The 22,998-nt window shown below is 46.6% G+C and carries 26 protein-coding genes and 1 pseudogene; 12 read left to right on the plus strand and 15 right to left on the minus strand.

Annotated features, from left to right (window positions below):
* Positions 1–168 precede the first annotated feature (168 nt).
* The gene (gene glyA / locus ACE1CM_RS24405) at positions 169–1,452 is read right to left on the minus strand and encodes a serine hydroxymethyltransferase (RefSeq protein ID WP_374881192.1); all 1,284 of its coding nucleotides are present in this window, start codon (positions 1,450–1,452) and stop codon (positions 169–171) included.
* 287 nt (positions 1,453–1,739) lie between these two features.
* Here glyA and ACE1CM_RS24410 point away from each other — a divergent pair, with 287 nt between their 5' ends.
* Positions 1,740–1,937 (plus strand): hypothetical protein, encoded by a 198-nt coding sequence (locus ACE1CM_RS24410; protein WP_226584781.1) that lies wholly within the window; start codon positions 1,740–1,742, stop codon positions 1,935–1,937.
* A 140-nt stretch (positions 1,938–2,077) separates the two neighbouring features.
* Positions 2,078–2,557 carry a Tic20 family protein gene (locus tag ACE1CM_RS24415; RefSeq protein ID WP_374881245.1) on the plus strand — a complete coding sequence of 160 codons (480 nt, stop codon included), beginning with the start codon at positions 2,078–2,080 and terminating at the stop codon, positions 2,555–2,557.
* 8 nt (positions 2,558–2,565) lie between these two features.
* Here ACE1CM_RS24415 and ACE1CM_RS24420 read toward each other — a convergent pair whose 3' ends face one another.
* Complete coding sequence (locus ACE1CM_RS24420) at positions 2,566–3,357, minus strand: fumarylacetoacetate hydrolase family protein (protein WP_374881194.1); 792 nt, start codon at positions 3,355–3,357, stop codon at positions 2,566–2,568.
* A 487-nt stretch (positions 3,358–3,844) separates the two neighbouring features.
* Positions 3,845–4,003 carry a hypothetical protein gene (locus tag ACE1CM_RS24425; protein WP_374881196.1) on the minus strand — a complete coding sequence of 53 codons (159 nt, stop codon included), beginning with the start codon at positions 4,001–4,003 and terminating at the stop codon, positions 3,845–3,847.
* 430 nt (positions 4,004–4,433) lie between these two features.
* On the opposite strand from ACE1CM_RS24425, the gene rpsF reads away from it, so the two are divergent.
* The 3 genes from rpsF (at position 4,434) to ACE1CM_RS24440 (ending at position 6,184) form a co-directional block, all read left to right on the plus strand.
* Positions 4,434–4,763 (plus strand): 30S ribosomal protein S6, encoded by a 330-nt coding sequence (gene rpsF, locus ACE1CM_RS24430; RefSeq protein ID WP_374881197.1) that lies wholly within the window; start codon positions 4,434–4,436, stop codon positions 4,761–4,763.
* Positions 4,764–4,935: 172 nt separating this feature from the next.
* Positions 4,936–5,499 (plus strand): Npun_F5560 family protein, encoded by a 564-nt coding sequence (locus ACE1CM_RS24435; RefSeq protein WP_374881247.1) that lies wholly within the window; start codon positions 4,936–4,938, stop codon positions 5,497–5,499.
* The gene (locus tag ACE1CM_RS24440; protein WP_374881199.1) at positions 5,492–6,184 is read left to right on the plus strand and encodes a hypothetical protein; all 693 of its coding nucleotides are present in this window, start codon (positions 5,492–5,494) and stop codon (positions 6,182–6,184) included. The genes ACE1CM_RS24435 and ACE1CM_RS24440 overlap by 8 nt, the downstream gene beginning before the upstream one ends.
* Positions 6,185–6,250: 66 nt before the next feature.
* On the opposite strand, the gene ACE1CM_RS24445 is transcribed toward ACE1CM_RS24440, so the two are convergent.
* Positions 6,251–6,490: a hypothetical protein gene (locus ACE1CM_RS24445; RefSeq protein WP_374881201.1), complete on the minus strand. Its 240-nt coding sequence runs from the start codon at positions 6,488–6,490 to the stop codon at positions 6,251–6,253.
* A gap of 166 nt (positions 6,491–6,656) precedes the next feature.
* Here ACE1CM_RS24445 and ACE1CM_RS24450 point away from each other — a divergent pair, with 166 nt between their 5' ends.
* From ACE1CM_RS24450 to ACE1CM_RS24470, 5 genes are all read left to right on the plus strand, one after another.
* Complete coding sequence (locus ACE1CM_RS24450) at positions 6,657–7,202, plus strand: Uma2 family endonuclease (RefSeq protein WP_374881203.1); 546 nt, start codon at positions 6,657–6,659, stop codon at positions 7,200–7,202.
* A 138-nt stretch (positions 7,203–7,340) separates the two neighbouring features.
* On the plus strand, positions 7,341–9,383 hold the full coding sequence (locus ACE1CM_RS24455; RefSeq protein ID WP_374881205.1) for an ankyrin repeat domain-containing protein: 2,043 nt from the start codon (positions 7,341–7,343) through the stop codon (positions 9,381–9,383).
* 71 nt (positions 9,384–9,454) lie between these two features.
* Positions 9,455–10,954, plus strand: a complete 1,500-nt coding sequence (locus ACE1CM_RS24460) for a serine/threonine protein kinase (protein ID WP_374881207.1) — start codon at positions 9,455–9,457, stop codon at positions 10,952–10,954.
* Positions 10,955–10,966: 12 nt separating this feature from the next.
* Positions 10,967–11,371 (plus strand): DUF4365 domain-containing protein, encoded by a 405-nt coding sequence (locus ACE1CM_RS24465; RefSeq protein WP_374881209.1) that lies wholly within the window; start codon positions 10,967–10,969, stop codon positions 11,369–11,371.
* The gene (locus ACE1CM_RS24470; RefSeq protein WP_374881211.1) at positions 11,368–11,910 is read left to right on the plus strand and encodes a hypothetical protein; all 543 of its coding nucleotides are present in this window, start codon (positions 11,368–11,370) and stop codon (positions 11,908–11,910) included. Before ACE1CM_RS24465 ends, ACE1CM_RS24470 begins: the two co-directional genes overlap by 4 nt.
* A gap of 105 nt (positions 11,911–12,015) precedes the next feature.
* Here ACE1CM_RS24470 and ACE1CM_RS24475 read toward each other — a convergent pair whose 3' ends face one another.
* The gene (locus ACE1CM_RS24475) at positions 12,016–12,975 is read right to left on the minus strand and encodes a Uma2 family endonuclease (protein WP_374881249.1); all 960 of its coding nucleotides are present in this window, start codon (positions 12,973–12,975) and stop codon (positions 12,016–12,018) included.
* A gap of 326 nt (positions 12,976–13,301) precedes the next feature.
* Here ACE1CM_RS24475 and ACE1CM_RS24480 point away from each other — a divergent pair, with 326 nt between their 5' ends.
* Positions 13,302–13,937 (plus strand): DedA family protein, encoded by a 636-nt coding sequence (locus tag ACE1CM_RS24480; RefSeq protein ID WP_374881213.1) that lies wholly within the window; start codon positions 13,302–13,304, stop codon positions 13,935–13,937.
* A 75-nt stretch (positions 13,938–14,012) separates the two neighbouring features.
* On the opposite strand, the gene ACE1CM_RS24485 is transcribed toward ACE1CM_RS24480, so the two are convergent.
* Together ACE1CM_RS24485 and ggt are read right to left on the minus strand one after the other, a co-directional pair.
* Positions 14,013–14,873 carry an Npun_R2479 family HD domain-containing metalloprotein gene (locus ACE1CM_RS24485; protein ID WP_374881215.1) on the minus strand — a complete coding sequence of 287 codons (861 nt, stop codon included), beginning with the start codon at positions 14,871–14,873 and terminating at the stop codon, positions 14,013–14,015.
* A 174-nt stretch (positions 14,874–15,047) separates the two neighbouring features.
* Complete coding sequence (ggt, locus tag ACE1CM_RS24490; RefSeq protein WP_374881217.1) at positions 15,048–16,604, minus strand: gamma-glutamyltransferase; 1,557 nt, start codon at positions 16,602–16,604, stop codon at positions 15,048–15,050.
* Between the two features lie 111 nt (positions 16,605–16,715).
* Here ggt and ACE1CM_RS24495 point away from each other — a divergent pair, with 111 nt between their 5' ends.
* Entirely contained in the window at positions 16,716–17,543 is an 828-nt protein-coding gene (locus tag ACE1CM_RS24495) for an SDR family oxidoreductase (protein ID WP_374881219.1), read from the plus strand.
* Positions 17,544–17,791: 248 nt separating this feature from the next.
* On the opposite strand, the gene ACE1CM_RS24500 is transcribed toward ACE1CM_RS24495, so the two are convergent.
* The 8 genes and pseudogenes from ACE1CM_RS24500 to ACE1CM_RS24535 form a co-directional block, all read right to left on the minus strand.
* On the minus strand, positions 17,792–18,208 hold the full coding sequence (locus tag ACE1CM_RS24500) for a hypothetical protein (RefSeq protein WP_374881221.1): 417 nt from the start codon (positions 18,206–18,208) through the stop codon (positions 17,792–17,794).
* Entirely contained in the window at positions 18,171–19,247 is a 1,077-nt protein-coding gene (locus tag ACE1CM_RS24505; protein WP_374881223.1) for a hypothetical protein, read from the minus strand. The genes ACE1CM_RS24500 and ACE1CM_RS24505 overlap by 38 nt, the downstream gene beginning before the upstream one ends.
* Before the next feature lie 57 nt (positions 19,248–19,304).
* Positions 19,305–19,946 (minus strand): Uma2 family endonuclease, encoded by a 642-nt coding sequence (locus ACE1CM_RS24510; protein WP_374881225.1) that lies wholly within the window; start codon positions 19,944–19,946, stop codon positions 19,305–19,307.
* A 181-nt stretch (positions 19,947–20,127) separates the two neighbouring features.
* A complete protein-coding gene (locus tag ACE1CM_RS24515; protein WP_374881227.1) occupies positions 20,128–20,724 on the minus strand; it encodes a 4Fe-4S single cluster domain-containing protein in 597 nt (198 codons plus the stop codon).
* A gap of 92 nt (positions 20,725–20,816) precedes the next feature.
* Positions 20,817–21,281, minus strand: a complete 465-nt coding sequence (locus ACE1CM_RS24520; protein ID WP_374881229.1) for a type II toxin-antitoxin system VapC family toxin — start codon at positions 21,279–21,281, stop codon at positions 20,817–20,819.
* A 92-nt stretch (positions 21,282–21,373) separates the two neighbouring features.
* Positions 21,374–21,694 (minus strand): annotated as a pseudogene (locus ACE1CM_RS24525) (DUF433 domain-containing protein); the annotation flags it as partial.
* A gap of 138 nt (positions 21,695–21,832) precedes the next feature.
* A complete protein-coding gene (locus ACE1CM_RS24530; RefSeq protein WP_374881231.1) occupies positions 21,833–22,156 on the minus strand; it encodes a type II toxin-antitoxin system PemK/MazF family toxin in 324 nt (107 codons plus the stop codon).
* Positions 22,157–22,293: 137 nt separating this feature from the next.
* Positions 22,294–22,410, minus strand: coding sequence for an AbrB/MazE/SpoVT family DNA-binding domain-containing protein (locus tag ACE1CM_RS24535; protein ID WP_374881233.1), 117 nt, complete (start codon positions 22,408–22,410; stop codon positions 22,294–22,296).
* Positions 22,411–22,998 lie beyond the last annotated feature (588 nt).

Below are 22,998 nucleotides of genomic sequence, written 5' to 3' on the forward strand. Positions count from 1 at the left end.
TATTACCTCTCTTGTTGCAACAGCTTAGGAAGTTAAGTAAATTGTATCGCTCATCTGATCGAGTTGCGAGGTACTCTCTTTTCACCCATCAGTTAATTCTGATAGATAGGAGACTTCGCACTACTTTAGAAACCCAGTTTCGCAGAAGTTACCGGGTTTCTGAGCAATTTAAGCTAAAGCAGGAACGGGTATTGTCAGATGCGGATATAACGGGAAGCGCGAACACAACGACGCTACCCGACCCCGACAGTCACTCGCTACTGTTTCATCTTCCGGATGCAACAGCCGGTCTGCAATAATGTTGGCAATTTCGGTAAATTCTGCCGTTCCCATCCCCCGCGTGGTCATCGCGGGCGAACCCAAGCGCAATCCCGACGTTACAAACGGCGACTCGGTATCAAATGGCACTGTATTTTTATTCGCCGTAATGTTCACTGCGCTGACCAGTTTGTCTGCCAGCTTTCCGGTCATGCGTATGCTACGTAAATCTACTAGCATCAAGTGATTGTCAGTGCCCCCGGATACAATTTTGAATCCCCGTGCTTGCAGTTGGGCTGCCATTGCTTTGGCATTTTCGATGACTTGCGCCGAATAGGTTTTATATTCGGGTTTGAGGGCTTCGCCAAACGCCACTGCTTTAGCGGCGATGACATGTTCCAATGGTCCGCCTTGAGTACCGGGGAAAACGGCTTTATCGAGTTGTTTGCCCAATTCGGCGTCGTTGGTCATAATTAAACCACCTCTGGGGCCGCGCAAGGTTTTGTGGGTGGTGGTGGTGACGACGTGACAGTGGGGTAGGGGATTGGGGTGATGTCCGGTGGCGACTAACCCGGCGATGTGGGCGATGTCGGCTAACAGGTAAGCGCCTATTTCGTCGGCGATCGCTCTAAACTTTTCAAAGTCGATAATCCGCGGATAAGCCGAATAGCCGCAAATAATTAATTTCGGACGATGTTGCAGCGCCTGTTCCCGCACTTGGTCATAATCTAATTGCTCGGTTGCTTGACTGACGCCGTAGTGCTGAACTTGAAACCATTTCCCCGATACATTCACGGGGGAACCGTGGGTTAAGTGTCCGCCGTGGGACAAATCCATCCCCATAATCGTATCCCCTGGTTTGAGCAGGGACAGGAATACGGCAAAATTGGCTTGAGCGCCGGAGTGGGGTTGGACATTCGCCCAAGCAGCGCCAAACAATTGCTTAACTCGGTCGATGGCGAGTTGTTCGATTTTATCGATATATTCGCAGCCACCGTAATAGCGCTTTCCAGGTAAACCTTCGGCGTATTTGTTGGTTAAAACCGATCCTTGGGCGGCTAGAACAGCTGGCGAAGTGAAGTTTTCGCTAGCAATTAATTCTAAATGGTCCCGTTGTCGCCCAAGCTCTTGAGCAATTAAGTCTGCAACCATTGGATCGGTTTCGGCGAGGAAGTCTAAGTTAGTTTGAGTCACAATGCGTCCCAAGAATATTTATTGACAGTGCGTTCGCGCAGCGTGCCGGAGGCATATCGCGTTCCCCATGATAGCGCCGTTTTTCCAATCTCTGACAGAAGTTCAGCCTCTTTTTAACAACTTCTGCCTCGGATTTGCCATGAACCTATCCCACACACTCGCGTTCCCGTGGTTTGGCTTGTAGGAGGAGCTTAAGTTAAGCTATGTGTGTATTTATACTATTTTCCCACATTGTTAACTTAAAATTAACTCAGTTGCATCACCGGATGTACTGGAGGTGTAAAACTATGTTAGTCATCTTAATGGAAGAGCAAGTCCTTCCTCCCCAAGTTGTTTGTCAAACCTGCTTGCTAGCTGACCACAGCGGTCAACCCCGCTGGCGAGGCGGTCAACTGCGTTGCGGTCACGCCGTTGGCAAACTGGGGGAAAATCAACCAGACCAGTACGAATGTCAAATGGGCTTCCGCATCGCCAATATCAAGTAGCAGCACCAGCGAACTTCAGTAATATCCAGGCATGACAGCCAAAGACGCCCCTAGCGCCTGGGTTCGGTCTTTGGCGGCGTGGCTGCGCTATCCTGGGTTTAAGAGGAACGATTCTGATGGCGCGAAAGGAGAAAAAATCGATGACTTGGCGGGGAACGACGACTGTTAGAGAGCGCATTTTTGCCAGCCTTCCTTATTTGCTGCCTTTGATTGAGGGTCTAGCTTTTGGGAGTTTTTTGTTTCAACAGTTTCCTGTTTTTCAATACATTCTCATCCCCTTAATACCCGTGATGGCGATCTATGGTGCTTTGGGACCTTTCGCAGGGATAATTATCTTTTTTGCGTTGTACTTTGCCGTAGTCCGCAACGAAAGGATCGCCCACTTTATTCGCTTCAATACGATGCAGGCGATTCTGATCGACATTGTTTTGGTCTTATGCGGTCTGATCGTGTCAATTTTGAAGCAAGGTATCCAAATTCCCTTTATCGTTGAAACGATTTACAACGTAATATTTTTGGGCGTCTTAGCAGCAGTAATTTACTCGGTAGCGCAGTCGCTGCTGGGACGTTATGCAGAAATTCCCACGATTTCTGAAGCCGTCCACATGCAAGTGCGATAGAAACAGCACTACGAGGGTGCGGTTGAGGGTCTTGCGACAACGGTATTATCCAGCAATCCAATCCCCTCAATTTCAACTCGCACGCGATCGCCCACCTGCATCGCCCCGATCCCTGCTGGGGTGCCGGTCAAAACCACATCCCCAGGTAGCAGGGTCATCACTTGACTAATATAGGACACCAGTTGCTCTGGCGAAAATACCATCTGATCGATGGACGCCGATTGTACTGGCTCTGGATTATCATTCAAAAACGTTTGCAATCTGGCTCCTGGACTCAATTCGCGCACGATCCAAGGACCTAACGGACAGAAGGTATCGAATCCTTTAGCTCGCGTCCACTGACTATCCTTTCTTTGTAAATCTCGCGCCGTCACGTCGTTGGCGATGGTGTAACCCCAAATTTTCGCTCCCGCTTGTTGGGGCGTACAATCGAAGGTGCGATCGCCAATCACCAGCGCCAGTTCCCCTTCGTAATCAACGCGCTGAGACTGGGGAGGATACCAAATATCGGTAGCAGTGGGAATTACCGTTGTCGGTGGCTTCAAAAATAATAGCGGCTCTTTTGGCACATCGGTTCCCATTTCGTTGGCGTGAGCAGCATAATTTTTACCCACCGCTACAATTTTGGACGGCGCGCAAGGAGCCAGTAGCTTGTAACTGTCTGGTTCTAACTCCACATTGGTAGGTTGACCTTGCAACCAAGGGGGCGCATCCAGGATGATGACGCTGCGACTCAGTTGTAATAAGCCGTAATAAGTCTCACCCTTCGTAGTCTGAACTCGGACGTAGCGTTTAGCCATAAATTAGAGGGACAGGGAAAAAGTACGGGGAAAAACAGAGTATTAGCCCGGGCGATCGCGTGGTGCGATCGCCGACTGCTATTGACACTGTATGAGAACGGGAGCGTGGTAGCGCGGGATTTTTAAATCGACACCCAAACGCGACTCGGCATTTTTAACTATTGGGGAGTTTGACTTGCTCTCGCTCCCATGCTCAACACCCAGTGTCAGCGTGTGGATACATGGACCCCTCAACAGGGTTGAGTAGGACTCAATGTCCCCGCAACAGGCTTTTTCGGGAGGCTTTTGATATAGTCTTGAATCACTTCTGCAGACGAAATACCCTGTTGTTGAGCGTAACTTTCCAGTTTGTCTCGTTCCTGCGGGGTCAGTCGGATGGGAAAAACTAGAGTTCAGGCCATAATTGTATTCGGAATGTAATACGATTATGGGATCAACAATAGTTGCACAGGATTCGTTTCCGGGCTTGTGTGTGTGAAAGTTAGGCTTATACGCCATAACATCCACCGTTTTGGGGCAGCGCTTGGTCACCAGAAATAGCATTGCGGGTGGTGTCAAAGACACCTATTGCCAGGAAAAATCGATACTTTGTACCCAGGGACTCTGGGGAATGAAAACGCCTATGCAGTCGGTCTGTCGGGGTCATAAATAGGTAACTCTTTCTGGCTAGATCAGAGGCGAAACACCTGCAAGGGAAGAAACTAGGAATATCCAATCGCGAGGTTGGAAGCCTACAGTCCCCTATCGGGTGAGTGTAGGAGGATGTCACCTGCTGTCAAAATATGTTACGATGTTTGGCACTCATTTTAGGTGAGGGCAAAAAGTTAGCCCCAACTCAATGTCAGAATCCCGCGTATAGAATTCGGGAGCTTGACTCAATACCATAACAGGCATGTGGGGAATGGGAAAGTGCTATTAGGGGTCGATTTCCCAGTAATAATTACCCCGTTGCCCTGTGTCATTTTTTTTGCGCAAATTTTTGTATAATTAGAATTCCTTGCTACTGGCTAACCGGGTGAGAGCAGCTTCCCACTCAGGTTCTAGCAGTGGCCTTGTCCATAAGGAGAAGACATCCCATGCAAAACTACGAAACTATGTATATTTTGCGTCCCGACCTGGGAGAAGAACAGGTCGAGCTAGCGATCGCAAAATATCAAAACATCCTGCGGGAGAATGGCAGCGAGGGAATCGAAATCCAGCATCGCGGTAAGCGCCGTCTCGCCTACGAGATTAAAAAGCAGCGCGACGGCATCTATATCCAAATGAACTATAAAGCCAAAGGCAACGCGATCGCTGTCTTAGAACGCGCTATGCGCCTTTCTGAAGAAGTGATTCGCTATCTCACCATCAAACCGGAAGCAGTGACTGAGGATACAGCCAAAGAACCCGCTGAAGTAGAAGCATAGCGACTCTGAGTGCAAGGTAATTGGTAATGGGTAATGGGTAATTGGTCATCAGCTGACCCATGACCTATTACCCATGACCCAATTGGATAACCATGATAAGATGGGCGCGAATGCCAGAAACAGTAAATTGGCAAGGCACGCCCATTGTTGGCAATATCGTCGATGAGGAGCGATCGTGATCCAAACTGACACCCCAATCCTAAATAACCTGCAAACCGAAGTCTCTCACCTCCGGGAAGAGTTACAACTGCGCGACCAACTGGTACAACAGCTGTCTCAAGAACTCTTCCGCCTGGTTAAAGGCAATACCGGATTTTTACCTTCTCCGGAAATTGCCGAACGCAATCAAGCTCAAACGCTGGCGCTGCGGGAACAACTGCAAGGCGTCGAACAGCAAGTTACGTTCTATCAAGAACAACTTGCCGAAAGGGATGCGGAAATTTATCAACTGCGCCAGTCGGTGCAAGAATTGAGCGATCGCACCCGGATGCTGGAACAGGTGATCCAAGAACTGCCTCAGATTTATCGCCAAAAATTCGCCGAACGCTTAGCACCTGTCAAAGAAAAAGTGGCGCAGCTGCAACGGGAAAACCGCCAACTCCGCGCCGAACTGCAAAGCGTCACCTACCGTTTGGCTGTGAAAAACCGCCGCACGGGTGGACACCTCGATCTGCCTAGCTTCGAACGCCTGGGTGGCGGCGGTCAAATTAGTCTTCCCAGCTTCCGACATGTCTGAGGTTTGGATTGTCGTCGATGGGTTGGTGGATGCTCAAGTGGCGTCCACTTCCACGACCGATCAAATGGTTCAAGCTCTATTGCAGGCGATAAATCCCGTCACGCCAGTAAATGTGCAAGTTGTGGCAGCAAGTTCTCTCCCTCAAGCTGGAATTGCGGTCAGCGATAGCTTGACAAAAACAGAATTTTGTGATAAAGAAAATATCCTGCTATGTCCTTTAACGCTGAATTTGCCAGATAATCTCCAGTTTCCAGGAAGTGCGGTCTATCAAGCTTGCCGCGATGTGACAAAATTGCGCCATCAGATGCAACAATTGGGATACGCAACGGGTGAGGGTAGCTTTTGGTTGCCAATTGTACTGACGGCGAAAGCGCCTTTGTACGCAGAAGTAATAGGTTTAAAAGACAACAAATATTATCAGCCGATACATGTCTCGGATGAAGCGAAGCAGGTGCTTTACCAAATGGGATGGCGACTGCTGCGCTCGCTCAACGCACCACCGGCGACTTACTTAGTGCAATTTGGGTTTGAAGGTAAAGATATATACTTCGATAAATTGTTGCCGTTTCCGGGGGAAGCAGCAATCGCAAGTATCGGCATCCAATCGCCCGATCTGTTCGCCTGTCATTGGCACTGCTTAATGGGTCTGCCGCTGTTTGAGCTTACTATACGTGAGGTGGGTTGAGAGACAAAACCCAACTCAATTAAAGCTTTTGTTTGGGCGAAAAATTCGACGATTTCCTCAGTCAAATCAATCGGGGGTAGGGAACAGGAGTAAGTTTTGCCACCAAATCAAAGTTTTTCGGTTGCCGTGCCCTATACATGGGTTGAGTTGATGGGAAAAACCCAACCAAATTAAGCCTTTTGTTTGGATAAAAAACTCGACGATTTCCTCAATCAAATCAATGGTGGGTAGGGGCACGGCATCTGTAAGTTTTGTCGCCAAATCAAAGTTTTTCGGTTGCCGTGCCCCTACAATGTTGCGTTGCACCCAGTTGAAAACCGCTGCAAACCAATTGCATCTGTCAAGGTAATTGCAGAGCCGAATTAAAATATAAATAGGCTTCTCCAGAAAATAGAGTCTAAGGCAGGCAGGATGCCTACCCCACAAGAGTTTTTGGAGAGGTTTAATAGACCCAAAGGCTTTAGGAGTTTCTATGTCATCCTTAACGATAAAAGACTTGGAGAAACTACAAGCAGAGCATCCCGATCATCGCATGGAGTTAGTTCGCGGGGACATTATCGTTATGAGTCCATCAGGTTATGAGTCAGATGAAGTAGCGTTTGAGTTTGGTCGAGTTCTGGCAAACTGGGTTAGACCCCAGAAGCTAGGACGGGTAACTGGTTCCAGTGCTGGATTTAGCTTACCAAACTCAGATTTGAGAGCGCCGGATGTCTCGTTTGTTTTAGCAGAAAGATTGCGTAAAAGTCCCAGTTCTTTTGCCCAATTGGCTCCCGATTTAATGGTAGAAGTTAAATCTCCTAACGAGAGTTTAAAATCTTTGAGGACAAAGATTGAAGAATTCCTAGCTTTGGGAACTAGAGTGGGTATTTTGATTAACCCGGAAAAGCGGATTATAGAAATTTATCGTCTTGGTCAGGATGTGGAAATTTTACAGGATGGTGATATTTTGACAGTGCCAGATTTACTGCCGGGATGGGAAGTTGCGGTTTCGGATTTGTGGTCGCCGGAGTTTGAGTAGATGCGATCGCGAAGCAATTGCAGATCCTGCAACAGTTGTCATCGCCCGACGGGGAATAAATTCCCCGTCTAATAGCTAAAGTCGGATAAATCCGACTAAAAAAGACAAGATTTTAGTTTACTTAAGTGGACTTTAGCTGTGAGATGCGTGATTTTAATCGTTGGTGGGCTGGGATTGCAGGTGCAAGATCGCAGCGATCGCGGGCTCGCTGACATTCTGAATCCTATAGGCTATAATCCCACCACACCACAAACCAGGGGAAGCAGTATGGAACAACTGCACCAGACACAAGACATCATTGCTCAACGGTATCGCATCATAGACACCTTGGGGCAAGGTGGAAGCGGGACAACCTACCACGCAGAAGACTTACAAACAGGTCAGCGAGTCGCACTCAAAGCGCTTTCCCTGCATCGGATGAATGACTGGAAAATGATCGAGTTATTTGAACGGGAAGCCAAAGTTCTAGCTCAACTCAATCATCCTGCGATTCCGCGTTATTTGGAATATTTCCATGTAGATACGCCCTCTGACCGTTCTTTTTACATTGCTCAACAATTGGCAGAAGGAAAATCCTTAGCCGCACTCGTTCAAGCGGGATGGCACGCTACAGAGGCAGAAGTGCGACGCATCGCCGAACAAATATTAGAAATTTTGGTTTATCTGCACCAGCAAACACCACCCGTCATCCACCGAGATATCAAGCCACAAAATATTATCCTGCGATCCCCCCAACCCCCCGAACCTCGGGGGGCATCAGAACCCCCCTTATTAAGGGGGGCATGGGGGGATCTCTTTCTGGTTGATTTTGGTGCCGTGCAGGATACCTATTACAGTACCTTTATGCGGGGGCGTACCGTAGTAGGAACGTTTGGTTATATGGCTCCCGAACAATTCCGAGGACAAGCAGTTCCTGTGACGGATTTGTATGGTTTAGGAGCTACATTATTATTTTTGCTAACGCACCGTTCGCCGGCAGAATTACCGACAGATGGACTGAAGTTAAATTTCCGTTCCCGCCTGCAAATATCTGAGGATTTTGCTGCCTGGTTAGAGAAGATGCTAGATCCAGATGTAGAAGATAGATTTGCATCGGCTAAAGTAGCTTTGGCAGTGCTGCGGGGTGAGAAAAAGATTGCTAAAGTTCATAGTACAAGAGGAGAGTGGGGTGCGATCGCTTCCTTGGGAATGGCGACAATTGCAACAATGTTTGTGCTGAATTCTTACCGATGGGCTATCTTAAACCGCTTGGGATTTGAGCCTACTGGAACAATATGTTATGACGCCAATGAGATCAGGAATTATATCAACCAAGGCGGCAATCCTAATAGCCTGAAAGATCCCACGTCGTTGTTGGGGTGTGCGGCAGCATTTAACAACAAAGAGTTAGCTCTCCTGCTGATTGCCAAGGGTGCTGATGTCAATGCTTTGAATCAATGGAGCCAAACTCCGCTGCACTGGGCAGCACAGAACAACTCGAAGGATGTAGCCCAACTGCTGATTGTCAAGGGTGCCAATGTCAATGCTAAGGAACAATCGGGCGACACTCCGCTGCACTATGCAGCATTCTACAACTCGAAGGATGTAGCCCAACTGCTGATTGCCAAGGGTGCCAATGTCAATGCTTTGAATCAAGCGGGCGACACTCCGCTGCACCAGGTAGTATTGTACAACCAGAGGACGGATGCAGCCCTTCTGCTGATTGCCAAGGGTGCTGATGTCAATGCTTTGAATCAAGCGGGCGACACTCCGCTGCACTGGGCAGCATCGTACAACAAGAAGGATGTAGCCCTTCTGCTGATTGCCAAGGGTGCTGATGTCAATGCTTTGAATCAATCGGGCGACACTCCGCTGCACTGGGCAGCTAAGGGTGTTGATGTCAATGCCAAGAATCAATCAGGCGAAATTCCGCTGCCTAGTGCAGTATGGGGCAACGGGAAGGATATCGCCCAACTGCTGATTACCAAGGGTGCTGATGTCAATGCCAAGAATCAATCGGGCGAAACTCCGCTGCATAGTGCAGCATGGAGCAACAGGACGGATGTAGCCCTTCTGCTGATTGCCAAGGGTGCTGATGTCAATGCTTTGAATCAATCGGGGCAAACTCCGCTGCACATCCCAGCATGGAACAACTCTAAGGATGTAGCCCTTCTGCTCAAACGTTATGGTGCAAAAGAGTAAAACACCTGAAGAAATGTATAAACCAACAGGTAACAATTACAGCCAGCATCACCAATTCGATTAAAGCAATCATGGAACTCCTGCACAAATCGGGCGATATTATTGCCCAAAAATATCGCATCAAAAGTACCTTGGGACAGGGTGGCATCGGCATCACTTACCAAGCTATTGACTTACAAAACAATAAACTCGTAGCGATTAAAACCTTGTCTCTGCGGCGAATGACAGACTGGAAAGCCCTGGAATTGTTTGAACGAGAAAGTAAAACTCTCTCCCAACTCCATCATCCCGGCATTCCCCATTATCTGGACTATTTCCAGGTAGAAACAGAAAATGACCGAAGTTTCTACCTCGTGCAAGAATTGGCAGAAGGAACCTCTTTAGCCAACTGGATAGAAAATGGCTGGCGTCCCCAGGAATCTGAAGTTAAAGATATCGCAATTCAAGTCTTAGAAATTCTCGTTTATCTGCAAACCCTTACTCCTCCTATCATCCACCGGGATATCAAGCCACAAAACATTATCCTGCGATCCCCCCAACCCCCCTTAATAAGGGGGGCATCAGAACCGCCCGAACCTCGGGGGGCATCAGAACCGCCCTTACCAAAGGGGGCATCAGAACCCCCCTTAATAAGGGGGGCATCAGAACCCCCCTTATTAAGGGGGGCATGGGGGGATCTGTTCCTAGTAGATTTTGGGGCGGTGCAAGATGTTTATCACCAAACCGTCACGGGTGGCAGTACGGTAGTGGGAACTTATGGCTATATGGCACCCGAACAATTTCGAGGACAAGCAGTACTCTCGACAGATTTATATGGTTTGGGAACAACACTGCTGTTTTTGTTAACCCAGAAATCCCCCGCCGATTTACCCCAGCGCCGCCTAAAAATTAATTTCCGCTCTCATCTTCGCGTTTCCAAAAAGTTTGCCAACTGGTTAGATCAGATGATTGAACCAGAGATAGAAAACCGCTTTGATTCTGCCCAAGAAGCCTTAGCTGTATTACAAAACGAACGGGAAATTGCTAAATTCAAATCGCTAAACCCTCGCAAACCGAAGCATAGCCCGCTCGTTTTAACTCGAACAGAGTCGCGGTTACTCATAGAAATTCCTCCCGTAGGGTTACGCACGAATCAGAGTCAACTGTTTACTCTATTATCCCTAATTTGGAATGGAATCTCAGGTTTAATACTCTGGATTATCAGAGAATTTCACAAGGCAGGTGCGATTAATTTAGAGAATCCCTTGGCTTGGATTTTCCTCGTCATCTTTTGGTCAATTGGCATATTGCTGTTGCGCGATTCTCTACGGGGTTCATTGTGTCACATTAAGTTGGAGATGAACCCAGAAAATTTACGAATTCAGCAGAGTTCACCGATTTGGTTATTCAAGGAAGTAAAAGAATACCGTTCCGATATTAAGCAGCTAACAGTAAAAACAGGTTGGTTCAATCAGATTACAATGTGCCGGGGGAAAGTTCCATATTATCGCTTTGGCTTATTTTTGACCCAGGCAGAAAAAAAGTGGCTGGTGTGGGAGATGAGGAGTTTTTTGGATAAACTGCGCTCTTAGCTGATTTGAATATTGAATAGCGGAATTGATGCCACTATCACCGTCCCCGGAACTATCGGTTCAAAGCGTTTACCTCGATTTGATATACAGCTTAAATCTACCTCACAAAACATCCTGCAAGAACAATCCCTCAAATACAGACTCACCGCTAAAAACTACGAAGAACTAAGCTGCGATGACCCTTTTGTACCCCAACTCTTAGTGGTTGTCTTAGTCCCAGAGAACATCGCAGAATGGTTGTCTCAGTCTGAAGAATCCCTCTGTCTGAGACGCTGCGGTTATTGGCTATCTTTGCGAGGACAACCCCGACTCACGAATCAAAACACCATCACCGTTGAAATTCCACGCCAAAATATATTTAATGTAGAAGCTCTACAAAGGATTATGCAACGAATTGCAGCAGGAGAATCCCTATGAAAGCCATAGTCCAAGATCCAGATTTGCTGAAAGAAATAGAACCGTTACGAGTTGCAGATTACTTGCAAACCCATAACTGGCATCAGCAAGAAAAAATAGCTGACAAAGCCTCGATTTGGACTCAGACTAACTCTCTAGGACAAGAATTTGAAATATTACTGCCTTTAAAACCAGAGATCTTAGACTTTCCCCGTCGGATGGGCGAAGTCTTAGAAACATTGGCGCTGGCTGAAAATCGCTCTCAAATTGATATCTTGAGCGAACTGATAACCCAAGCAAAAAATATTACAATTCAGGGAGTTGTGATTCAAATTGACCCGCCTATTGCCGAAAAATTAAGCGGAAAAATTACACTGCTAGGTGCGATCGCAGACAAATTACGTAAAATTCAAGTTGAACTAACAGAGCGTGACTATATCCTAGCGATTAAAGCTTATCAAGAACGATTACCAATAGTTTTTACGGGCGATCTTTTCCAAGAAAAGAATTATTTTTTGCTAAAAAATATTGCAAAATTTACTCTAATTGAAGTGGAGTAATCAGAGCTTACGCTCATATTCCGGGTTTCTGGGAAAATCGTTGATGGCAACCAAAGATCTACGCAGAAACTCGGTTTCTATAATCGTCGTGGGTAATTCCTATTTCTATTCCATTCCCTGCACCTGCTCTGGCGATAATCCCGTCAACGCTGCCGCCTGTTCCACGCTCATCCCAGATTGCAACAAATTGCGGACGACTTGCCGCAACTGCTGTGCTGTCCTATCTGCTCGCAGTCGTTCTTGTTCTGCTCGCAGTCGTTCTTGTTCTGCGCGTAACCGCTCTTGTTCTGCCAATTCCAATGCCAACTCTGTATCCGTAGGAACCCATCGATCTTGGTCACCATACCAGCGCAACCACTGGCGAGTAATCCCCTCAAAGGTTCCTTGCCACAATCCTAAACCTAGCTCAAGCTCTGGTATCCAGATACGGGGATTGTCTCGATTAAGTGCCTGTTCTTGGTAATGTCCGCCAGCAAGGGTAAAGCAACGAACGCGGTTAGTGTAGCGATTAAAAACTATGTAATAGGGAACGCGCAGAATTTGTTCGTAAACTTCCCATTTTCGCGGCGGTGTTTCCTTGGCGTGTCCGTTGCTTTCTTCCGCCACGACATTGGTTTGAGTATCGATAGAAGGGTTTTCTCCTTCCAGCGCCGCTTCTGCGTCTGCATATTCTCCCAAGTCCTCCTTTGCCGTACCGGGAGAGAGGAGTTCTACCACTACAAAAGGATTGACTGCTTCCTGCCAGGTTACATAACTAGAGCGTAATTCGGTTCCCCCATACAGGCGGGAAACTCCCACCACCAGAAACCAATCTGGGCGCTTATGCCACAGGGAATGGCGTGCATCGTAGTAGAGATTGAGGTCAGTCCCTGTAAATACCCGTTCTGGTGGGTAGCGACGACAGCGAAAAGTCTTGCTTAATAACTGGGGTTGTAGGTCGTGATATTCGTCAGGCAATCCTGGTTCCTCTGGGTCTTCGCTGGGCAAATCGTACATCGTGGGCAGCGTTTCCTGGGGAGGTAGGGGCGGTTCGCGCTGCGGAATCGGGTAGGGCTGGGGCGACATAGGTAGCAGGCGGTGTGGTGGCGAGGTGATGATTCCAGTGTAAATGGCGGGGCTGACTCTCTGGGGTGGAAATGTCAACAGGCAAAAACTTAGGACTTACGCAAGACCAGGCCAGAAACCGGGTTTGTTTGCAGATTTCTGGTTCCAAAGCCCCGATTTTTCCTATAAACCCGGTTTCTTTGCGTAACTGCTGTGATATATGAGTCATCCCACACCAGGGCGAATGACCATTAGCAATGAGCAATTAGCGATTAGCAAGATTGACACGCTTCGGGGGAGTAGGCCAAGATTATAAGAAGTATTAAACTTTGTAAAGGATGTTGTAGATGTCCTTGGAATTTATATCCGTAGAAAACATCGAGGAAATCGCGGGAAAATACGGCTACTGGGCGGTATTTCTGGGAATTTTGCTGGAAAACCTGGGAATTCCTTTGCCTGGGGAAACGATTACAATCGCGGGAGGGTTTCTCGCCGGTAGTGGTAAGCTGAATTACTGGTTGGTTTTGGGTAGTGCGATCGCCGGTGCTTTTTTAGGCGGTAACTGCGGCTATTTTATCGGTAAATACGGCGGCTGGCCTTTGCTGCTAGGACTGGGGCGAATTTTCCGCATCAGCGAAGAAAAACTTCTAGAAATTAAACATCAGTTTGGCGAAAACGCCGGAAAAACCGTATTTATCGGTCGGTTTATTGCCCTGCTGCGAATATTCGCCAGTCCCTTAGCCGGAATTGTGCAAATGCCCTTCCTGAAATTTACAGCTTATAACCTGGCTGGGGCAGCGTTATGGGGTGCTGTAATGGTGAGTTTGGCATTTTTTGCTGGTCACATTGTCCCGTTAGAAAAATTAGTTGCTTGGGTGGCGCAATTTGCCATCGTTGCTTTACTGCTGCTGATGGCATGGATATTCGTTCCCCTGTGGTACGAGTCTCGCCAAGCCAGCAAGCAACTAAACCAGCAAGATTAATTTAAGATTTAAGATTGCAGATTGCAGATTTTAAATTCAATCTGCAATTTGCAATCTTAAATTGGCAACTCCCGTTCAAGCAGCTACCTCCAGAGGCTTTGGCTGTTCGTGTTCGATGACAAACACGTTTGAATAGAGGTTAGCGATGATTTGTTTCCCTTGCTGCGTCAGTTCTAAATAGTGCAGCGCATCTTTGATGTAGACATAAACAACATTCCAGAAAAACTTAGCGTAATTCTGACGCAAGTCTCCGGGGTGGCGGTATCCCAAGCCTTTGTTAACGCCAGTTTCTTCAAATTCGTAGTATAAAGCACCGACCTTTTTTAAATAGCGGGGGTCGCTTAGTTGACCGATGAGATCGGCGGCGCGAACTAAACCGGGATAATGTGCTGTATCTTGATGATCTTCATCTTTGGGGACGGGGAAACGGGTGAGTTCGATATTGGCTTTGATTACTTCGGCGTCGATTAGTTTGTGACCGCCAAAGCGTTCGGATATAAACAGTTTGCCCCGGTCTACATGGTAAGGTGTGAGGCTAGCATCGGATGCGCCAGGAGGCAGCTTTGCCATCGTGCCGTTGATGCCAGTGGCGTACAAGCCTTCTACTTCTCGGTCTTGCCGACAAACGCCTTTAATGTATCCAATGTCGTGGCACAACAGGGAGATAATATAGTGCAACCAATCTTCGCAGGACACCCCACCTTCGCGGATATGTTTGCCCCTGAGAATTTCCTGTCCCACTAAGGTGACTAGGATAGTGTGTTCCACATTGTGATAAAGGGCGTCGCTGTTGGCAATGTTTTCCAAAGCCATGTTTCCAGCCCAGCTGAGAATGTCCGCATAGTCCGGTTTCCAGCCACCGTAGGTGCGGGTATAGCCTTCGCGCAGCTGGCTGACGAAGTGGTCGATCAGTAGTTGTGTAGGATTAAACAACATGGCGACTTCTCTTTTCAATCAACAGGGTATTTTCTCCTATGAGGCTACAGCGAGGTTGTAGCGTCACGCTAGAAATAGGTTAACTCCATAATGTGCAATTTTTGGATTTGGCTGGGTGATAGGAGGCGTTGTGGGTTGTGACCTCAGTCGCATTACAGGGATACTGGAGAAGTATCAAGCGAGTTCTACCACACCTTGGCGTCGAGGATCGCCAGCACCTGTCATCAACCCATTTAAATTTGTTATCACTGTATTCACCCCCCCAAAAAACATATTTTTTTGGTTCCATAAAACCATCTCAGAGCCATGGGGAAGCGTAGCCTTTGTTACTTTTTCTGGTGCAAATCCAGGTTCTAAATGAAATCTTCTGTTTTCCAAGTGTACTCTAGGACTTTCTACTGCTTGAGCGACAGGCATTTCAAAGTCTATCAAGTTGGAAATTACTTGCAGGATTGCGGTGCGAATTCGCTTCGACCCTCCAGAACCCAAAACAATTTCTGGCTGACCATCTTTTAATACTATTGTGGGAGACATCATCGAAGAAATCCGCAGATTTTGAGGCCAGTTATGGAATCCAGAGGGATTTAAATCCTCCTCACCCAACATATTATTTACCATAATCCCCGTCCCCGGAATTACATATCCAGATCCTTCCCCATTAGAAGTTGTCACAGAAGCTGCATTGCCTTCGCTATCTATGACGCTGATGTGAGTTGTACTTCCCCATTTATTCAGGATTTCTGTTAATTCTCGTTCGTAAGGTTGAAAATGCTCGTTCCCTAAAAACTTTTTGGCGATATCTTGTTGATAAATATAAGCATCGTATCCGTCAGTTCTGGCTTGATTAGTTAAACGCATAACTTGAGCCAGAAGTTGCAAGTGATACTCAGACCCAAATTCAATTTTGTTTAAATCAATGGTAGATAACAGCTGGAAAGCGAACGCCATGAGAGTACCGCCAGAACTGGGAGGTGGGTTGGTGAGTAGGATGCGATCGCGGTAATTTATCGCCAGCGGTTCTCTTTCAATCACCCGATATTTCTCCAAGTCTTCTAAGGTTAAATATCCTCCGTTTTCCTGACAATCTTTTACAAGTCGATGTGCTATTTCTCCTGAATAAAACTGCCGCGCACCATTTTCAACTAACTCGGTTACCGATGCCGCCAAATCTTGCATAACTACAATATCTCCAGGCTGGATAAATTTCCCAGCCGGTGCATACACTTTCCGGGATTCAGGTGAAGCCATGATAATCGGTTTGAGCAGATTTAAGCAATAAGCTTGAAACTCGCTTAGTTGGATGCCGTTTTTAGCATAATGTATCGCTGGTTCAGCTATTACATGAAAGGGTAATCTTCCCAGTTTTTGGTGTACTTGAAATACTCCCAAAAGATTTCCCGGTACTGCGATTGAACCCAAACCAATATGAAAGCTTTGGATGGCATCGCCAAAGTTAACATCAACTGGATAAAAATTAATATCGCCAATAGATTTTTTCTGGCGGGGTGTTTGAGTAAAGAAATCAAACAAAATATTGCGATTATCCCCGGTATGTGCTAAAAGAAAACCGCCGCCAGCGACAGAAGTTAACATCGGTTCGGCGACAAAAGAAGCTAAAATAGCGGCAACGGCGGCATCGAAGGCATTGCCGCCATTGCGAAACATTTCGATACCAGCTTCGGCGGTTTTGTGGTGTCCAGCTGCTACTGCACCGCGAATTTTTTGACTCATCGATAGGGTAATTGGTAATTGGTAATTAGTTTACTTCAGTTTACTTGGTCAAAGTCCCAACGAAATCGGCAATAATTCTAAACGGCGGTTCTGTAAAAACGGAGGAAATGGGTGAAAGTTGCTATCATTGGCTGTGGTTATGTAGGTAAAGTATTGCTTCAACGTTTGCGTACCAACTCGGATTATGTCATCACCGCTACCACGACGACACCGGAACGAGTGGCAGAGTTAGAAACAATTGCACACCGGGTGGAAGTGCTGAAAGGAAGTGATGAAGAGGCGATGCGCGAGATTCTGCAAAGCCAAGATGCCGTCTTGTTGTGTGTCGGTGCAAGGGATGCAAGTGTATACGAAGAAACCTATTTAGGAACTGCCAAAACCATTGTATCTGCTTTAAAACAAGCGCCTACAGTCCAGCAGGTAATTTATACAGGTAGCTATTCTGTCTACGGCGACAAAAAAGGCGAGTGGGTGGATGAAGATTCACCGATTGCACCGACAAACCAAAACCATGAAATTCTGGCTGAAACAGAACGGGTATTAATGACGGCGGCGAGTCCAAATCTTAAAGTTTGCATTCTACGTCTGGGAGGAATTTACGGCCCAGGACGGGAGTTGATTAAAATATTTGGACCAAGGTCAGGTATGACTCGTCCGGGTGCGGGGGAAGATTTCTCGAATTGGATTCACCTGGATGATATCGTCGGGGCGTTAACATTTGCTCTGGCAAATCAATTGCAGGGAATTTACAATTTAGTCGGCGATGTACCGCAACCTAGCCGCGAATTGCTCGCTCGCATTTTTGCAACTCACAATCTGCCTAATGTTGCTTGGGATGCTTCTGTTCCTAGCGTGCGACCTTATAATGCGCGGGTTTCTAATCAGAAAATTAAGGCAGCGGGTTATAAATTTATCTATCCTGAAATTGTGGAATATTAACGCAAGTTGCTAGTGATAAACTAGCTGGCTAATTGCTAATTGCTAATCCAGTATTTTTCCTAACAATAGCCATTAGCCATTAGCCATTAGCTCATGGTTTGAGATAACTAGCAACTTGAGTTATTAGCAGGCAAAAACTCCAGAATCCCGGTTTCTTTAAGAAACCGGGATTCTCATTTTAACGGACTTTAGCTATTAGCCCAGAAATCAATTTCCGGGCGGTTGATTGACTTTTTTACCAGACTAGGTTACAGACTGCGCTCGCGCACTCTCTCCCGTTTCGGCAATTGATTTGCTTGGCGGAGAATGCGCTTGGGAGCTTTTCCTTCCCATAACACTTCACCCATTTTCACACCAAATTTGTCTTCTAAAGCCTCGTGCATTTCTGTTAGCACCTGTTCGGCTTCATCCCACACAGCAGCTGTATTACCATCAACTGTGGTAACGCTGTGCTTAAGATAACCATCTACGTCATAAAACACCTGTCCCGCAATGGGGACGCTGACGCTAATTCCTTTGCCCGTATTGGTAGCGGCTGCCAAAATTATCGCACTGGCGGGATGATCTGGATGTTCTTTTTGATCAAAGGTAATGTTAAAACCCATTTCCGCTAAAGTCTGTGCAATGCTATCGGTAATATAATCCCGCTTCGTTGGCAGTTTCAAGAATGGTTTGAGAACCCTGGCGATAGTCGCTTAATTGGGCAATTTCCTGTTGCACCCAACCCTGTGCAATCGCCTGTTGTGCGGCATCAATCTGCGCTGCTAATTCTGCCACAGCTGCTGCGATCGAGCGCATCACTACCGGATCGGCCTTCAAACCCGCTAAAATCACGTGGAGGTCTGCCAATTGTCTATTTGCCTGTGCTTGTAGGTGTCGGGAGCCTCTTTGTCCTTGTAAAATCTGACGCAGATGCTTTTGAACCAGGGCAGTTGCTTCGGTGAGAGGACGGCGGACTGCTGCTGGATCGTGGGAAGCGATCGGATCTCCCAGAGTTTGAAACACGCGCCGCACCTGTTGTCTGCGCGCCGCATCAAACTTCATCGCTTCTGCATTAGGACTTACGCAAAGAAACTTTGGTGATACAAAAAATCGTTGGTTTGGGAACCAGAGATCGACGGTCGAAACCGGGTTTCTGGCAACGCCCTTGCGTAAGTCCTGTGCATCTGGAATTTGAGCCACTTTTCCTTCTAATTCTGCCAATTCAAACTGTTGTCGCTCGATATCTGCCCTTATTCTTTTTTCTTCATCATCCCGTCGCTTGCGTTGCCATGCTTCTGGGAATGCCAACTCAATTTTCACCAGTGCTTCTGATATTTCTAGCAGTTGGGTTTCCGACTCTGCTTGAGCAATTAGCACCTGTTGATTGGCAGCGCGATTTGGCAATGCTACCGCTTCTGGAATATAGAGATTTGCCGATTGCCAATGCAGATCCCAGAGGATAGTCTTTACCCGCATTTGGATTTGATCGCGCGACTCTTCCAGTTGTCGAACTCGCTCAATTTCTTCAGCTACTCGCCGTCTTTCGGCTTCTATTTCTGCCGGTCGCTGACGTTCGGCTGCGATAATTTTTTGCTGACATTCGGCAATTTCAGCTTCAGAAAATTTGGGACTGCCGCTGATAAAATTAAACTGGTAATGGGGGGGGAATGGGTAATGGGTAATTGGTAATGGGTAATCGGTAATAGGAAAGAATCTAAGCAATTACCAATTACCGATTAGCAATTAGCAATTAGCAATTAGCAATTAGCCTTTTCGATTTTAACCAAGGTTAAGCTGTTCTCGCAGGCGTTGGCGAAATTCCTTAGCAGCCGCTAGAGGATTGGGATTGCGAACGCATTCAGTTAGGAGATCGATATCCATGTTGGGTAGCAATTCACTGCGAGAAATCAGTTCATAACCGAAGGTTGCGGTAAATTGGGTGGGTGTTTCTTCGCGCAGGTGATAGAGTTTAAACTCGTTGTTCTGCCAAAACCAAACCTCTCGCGCACCTAACCGCCTAAACATATCTAGTCGATTAATCCCACCGCTGGTCACTACAACCTCGATTACCAAATCGGGAAATTCTTTATCTGTGCCGATACAGTAGCTCTCATCTGGTTCTCCTCCAGCCTTTTTTTCTGGTTTGCGAAGGGTAGTAGAACCCATTGGGAAGTATTCCGTATCGGTTTCTAGGAAATAAATCAGTAGTAAATCTCCGGTACGAGTTTTGGCGTTTTCATGACGACGACTCGGTGACACAATTTCTAGTACTCCATCTAAATAAGCAACCCGATAAGCTAAGCTGTCTCCTAAATCAGCTAACAAGACTTCATATTGTTCCCAAGGTACACCTGTAACGATGCGTCGTTCTTCCGGATCGTCGGCTTGCAATCGTTTGGGTAAATCGTCGAGTATTACCATAAGTCAATCCAACAACACTTGATTCGATCCTAGTTGCGATCGCGCGATACAAGCATTTAGTTTGGCTAATCAACAGATTGTTACAATTAATTCTTGGGCAGGCGGGACGCCCACCCCACAAGCAACAATGACTCTTGTGGCATGGGCATCTTGCCCGTCGGGTGCTATTTTTGCCATAGGTCTAACTTTCTTTTTCCAGCCTAATCCCTCGCCGCTGCATTCCGGCTTCAAACTCGGCGCGAAAGCCTTTTCGGGCAGGCACAACAGTAAAATAGAACGCACCAGAGACATCAATTCCGAATTCTATCCCGGCTGAGCGATCGCCCATTTCCAATTGTTGCATTAATACCTGCCGATACCGATCCGTCAGCAGCAACAACCTTTGATTGGTAGAACCCCGCCAGAGTAAGTCCTCGTGCAGAGATTCGATATAAGTTCCATCAACGAGCAAATCGATGCGATCGCACAATAACTTTTGATCTGCTGTTCCCTGTTGTTGCAATTGCTCAAATCCATATCCGGTGTAGCACATTACACCCAAGTCTTTTGACTGACGAATGGTATCAATTAAACTTGCCAAAGCGGCTGCTTGCAACATCGGTTCGCCGCCAGAGAGGGTGATGCCTTCAATATCTGATTGTGCGAGAATCCAACTTGCCAATTCGGTGAGGGTAATCGCTTCTCCACCTGCTGCATCCCACGATTCCGGAACTATACAGCCCGGACAAGCAAACTCGCACCCCTGTACCCAAATTACCGCTTGTTTGTAAGGCCCCAATACCTTTACAGGGGACTCCTAGCGTAAAATACGTAAATTATCTATTTTTTTGGTATAAATCATTTCGTGACTGCCAGAATGTAGTTAAACAGCTATGACTCGTCGGCTTCAAGTCTTGCTAATTCCGGCGGACGCACAATTGTAATAGTGGGTGCGATCGCAAAATCGCGAGGATTGAAGGTCAAAAGATGTGTAATTTCTTGTGCCAGCATAACTGCAATAATCCGATCATCATCAGTACGCTTCCCCATAACTTTGCTGGTTGTGACTAAATCTAACCAATTGGGGAAAATCTGGGAGGATTCCTCTAGCAATGGGAAGCGATTGAGCAGTTGGTCTATGATGCTGCGTGTTTGTTCTACAGTCCACCCCAAGACATTAACTTCAATGGGTCTTGTAGCAACAACCCAGAATTCTATAAGTACTTGCGCCGTCAGAAAACATTCGTTTCCTTGGGTCAATAAACGATATATTGCTTCTGTTGCCAGGTGATGCTGCACATCAGCAGGATTGCCGAAACGCAAAACAACATTGGTATCAAGCAGATATCTCGCCATTATTCGTAAATACTGTCGCGCCTGGTGGCTTCATCGGATAGACTCGGACTGTTTTTAGGCAGCTGCGAAACCCATTCGCGCAACTCTCTATGTTCCTCATTTCTATGGATAGCCTCTTCAATTTCCTCTACCTGTGCATTTGCATAAGCCCAAGCATTGACTAAATCTTCTGCACTCAAATGAGGAAAATCCTGTAAGATTCGAGCATCGTTCGCACCTAAGCGTTGATAATTGACCAGCGACCAAACAGGGATGCGAGTTTTTGCGATTCTGGCATCGCCGCCACAGACGCCGGGAGTTTTTTCAATTCCTTGCCAAACATTACTTAAACTTTGGGCTAATAGTTGTATTGCTTGTGCTTTTTCTGCCGTACTTAAGGCTAGGAGTTGGGCTTCTAATTCTTTGAGTGTCATTGTTACTTTTTGATTTATAATGAGTTAATATCTAGTGAATATTTTAACAAAAGATGGCAGCGATCGCACCTAAGTCACAGCGTTAATTATATCAAGATCGATCGCTAGCTCAATTTACCCGAAATGCGATCGATCCTGTTACTCAGCAAACATCTCAGCCAACATCTCTAAAACAGCCTTTTGCTCATCAGAACCGCTCTGACCGAGTCGCTTGACTAATCGAGTTTTATCAACAGTGCGAATTTGATCTAGTACTATTTGTCGATCCTTACCTTGAAATTGGCAAGGTACGCGGGTGGGATAGGATTGACCCTTCGTAGTCATGGTAGCAACGATGACTGTAGCGATGTATTTGTTCATCTCATCAGGTGAGATTACCACACAAGGTCTTGTCTTCTGAATCTTGCTACCAATTGTCGGGTTAAGGTTAACTAAAAAAACATCAAAACGTTGAACTACCATTCCCACTCCACTCGCTCCCACTCTGTAGTAGTTTCATTGTCGAGTAGGATATCATCCTGCCTCTCTGCCATAACTGCAAATGCTTCCTCCCAACCGATACGTGACTTTGGAACTGCACGGATAATCAAACAACTATCCTAAACTTCAATTTCCAGTTTTTCGCAAATACCACTTTGCTCCAACAGAGGTTTAGGAATGCGAATTCCCTGAGAGTTGCCAATTTTGACTAAACGGGTTCTGATTACTGTACCCATGACTGCGCCTGCCAGTTATGTGATTACAATGTAATCACATAACAACATACAGTCAAATAGACTTCTTCAGAAAAGAAACTCAAGGGCAGGCAGGATGCCTACGCCACAAGAGTTATTCTAGAGGTCTAACTGTCACTACACTCCTGTTCAGTTGGGATTTTGTTCAATATGCTCATGAACTTACCGGGACAATTGGGGACTGGAATAATATTACTCCAAGCACCAATTTCAGCAAAGCCTTTCTGATGTTGGCTCAATATGTAGCTTCTTACCTTCTCCTGAGTACCGATGACAAGAATGCTGAAGCCACCCGGTAGGGTCGAGAGAGGTTATTACTAGCCTCTATGCCACCTTAAGTGGAAGCCCACACCCGAGCAATATTAAGCCCAATCCTTGCGAATATTTACTTAGACAAGTTTGATAAATTTGTCGAAAATGAATTAATTCCAAAATATAACTGTGGTAAAGGTCGCCGACCCAATCGGTGAATGGCAACGACTACAAAGGCAGGCTCAAAGTTTGAAAAAGAAGCGTCTATTAATTGAGGCTCATACTGCTCGCAGACTAATGCAGCAGGTTCCCTCTTTA

This window comes from Microseira sp. BLCC-F43 (assembly GCF_041929235.1).
Lineage (GTDB): Bacteria > Cyanobacteriota > Cyanobacteriia > Cyanobacteriales > Aerosakkonemataceae > Microseira.

Coding starts and splice junctions, on each gene's coding strand:
- ACE1CM_RS24410 (WP_226584781.1), top strand. CDS start 1,740: ATGTTAGTCATCTTAATGGAAGAGCAAGTCCTTCCTCCCCAAGTTGTT.
- ACE1CM_RS24415 (WP_374881245.1), top strand. CDS start 2,078: ATGACTTGGCGGGGAACGACGACTGTTAGAGAGCGCATTTTTGCCAGC.
- ACE1CM_RS24420 (WP_374881194.1), bottom strand. CDS start 3,357: ATGGCTAAACGCTACGTCCGAGTTCAGACTACGAAGGGTGAGACTTAT.
- ACE1CM_RS24425 (WP_374881196.1), bottom strand. CDS start 4,003: ATGACCCCGACAGACCGACTGCATAGGCGTTTTCATTCCCCAGAGTCC.
- rpsF (WP_374881197.1), top strand. CDS start 4,434: ATGCAAAACTACGAAACTATGTATATTTTGCGTCCCGACCTGGGAGAA.
- ACE1CM_RS24440 (WP_374881199.1), top strand. CDS start 5,492: ATGTCTGAGGTTTGGATTGTCGTCGATGGGTTGGTGGATGCTCAAGTG.
- ACE1CM_RS24450 (WP_374881203.1), top strand. CDS start 6,657: ATGTCATCCTTAACGATAAAAGACTTGGAGAAACTACAAGCAGAGCAT.
- ACE1CM_RS24460 (WP_374881207.1), top strand. CDS start 9,455: ATGGAACTCCTGCACAAATCGGGCGATATTATTGCCCAAAAATATCGC.
- ACE1CM_RS24470 (WP_374881211.1), top strand. CDS start 11,368: ATGAAAGCCATAGTCCAAGATCCAGATTTGCTGAAAGAAATAGAACCG.
- ACE1CM_RS24475 (WP_374881249.1), bottom strand. CDS start 12,975: ATGTCGCCCCAGCCCTACCCGATTCCGCAGCGCGAACCGCCCCTACCT.
- ACE1CM_RS24480 (WP_374881213.1), top strand. CDS start 13,302: ATGTCCTTGGAATTTATATCCGTAGAAAACATCGAGGAAATCGCGGGA.
- ACE1CM_RS24485 (WP_374881215.1), bottom strand. CDS start 14,873: ATGTTGTTTAATCCTACACAACTACTGATCGACCACTTCGTCAGCCAG.
- ggt (WP_374881217.1), bottom strand. CDS start 16,604: ATGAGTCAAAAAATTCGCGGTGCAGTAGCAGCTGGACACCACAAAACC.
- ACE1CM_RS24510 (WP_374881225.1), bottom strand. CDS start 19,946: ATGGTAATACTCGACGATTTACCCAAACGATTGCAAGCCGACGATCCG.
- ACE1CM_RS24520 (WP_374881229.1), bottom strand. CDS start 21,281: ATGGCGAGATATCTGCTTGATACCAATGTTGTTTTGCGTTTCGGCAAT.
- ACE1CM_RS24530 (WP_374881231.1), bottom strand. CDS start 22,156: ATGGTAGTTCAACGTTTTGATGTTTTTTTAGTTAACCTTAACCCGACA.
- ACE1CM_RS24535 (WP_374881233.1), bottom strand. CDS start 22,410: ATGGGTACAGTAATCAGAACCCGTTTAGTCAAAATTGGCAACTCTCAG.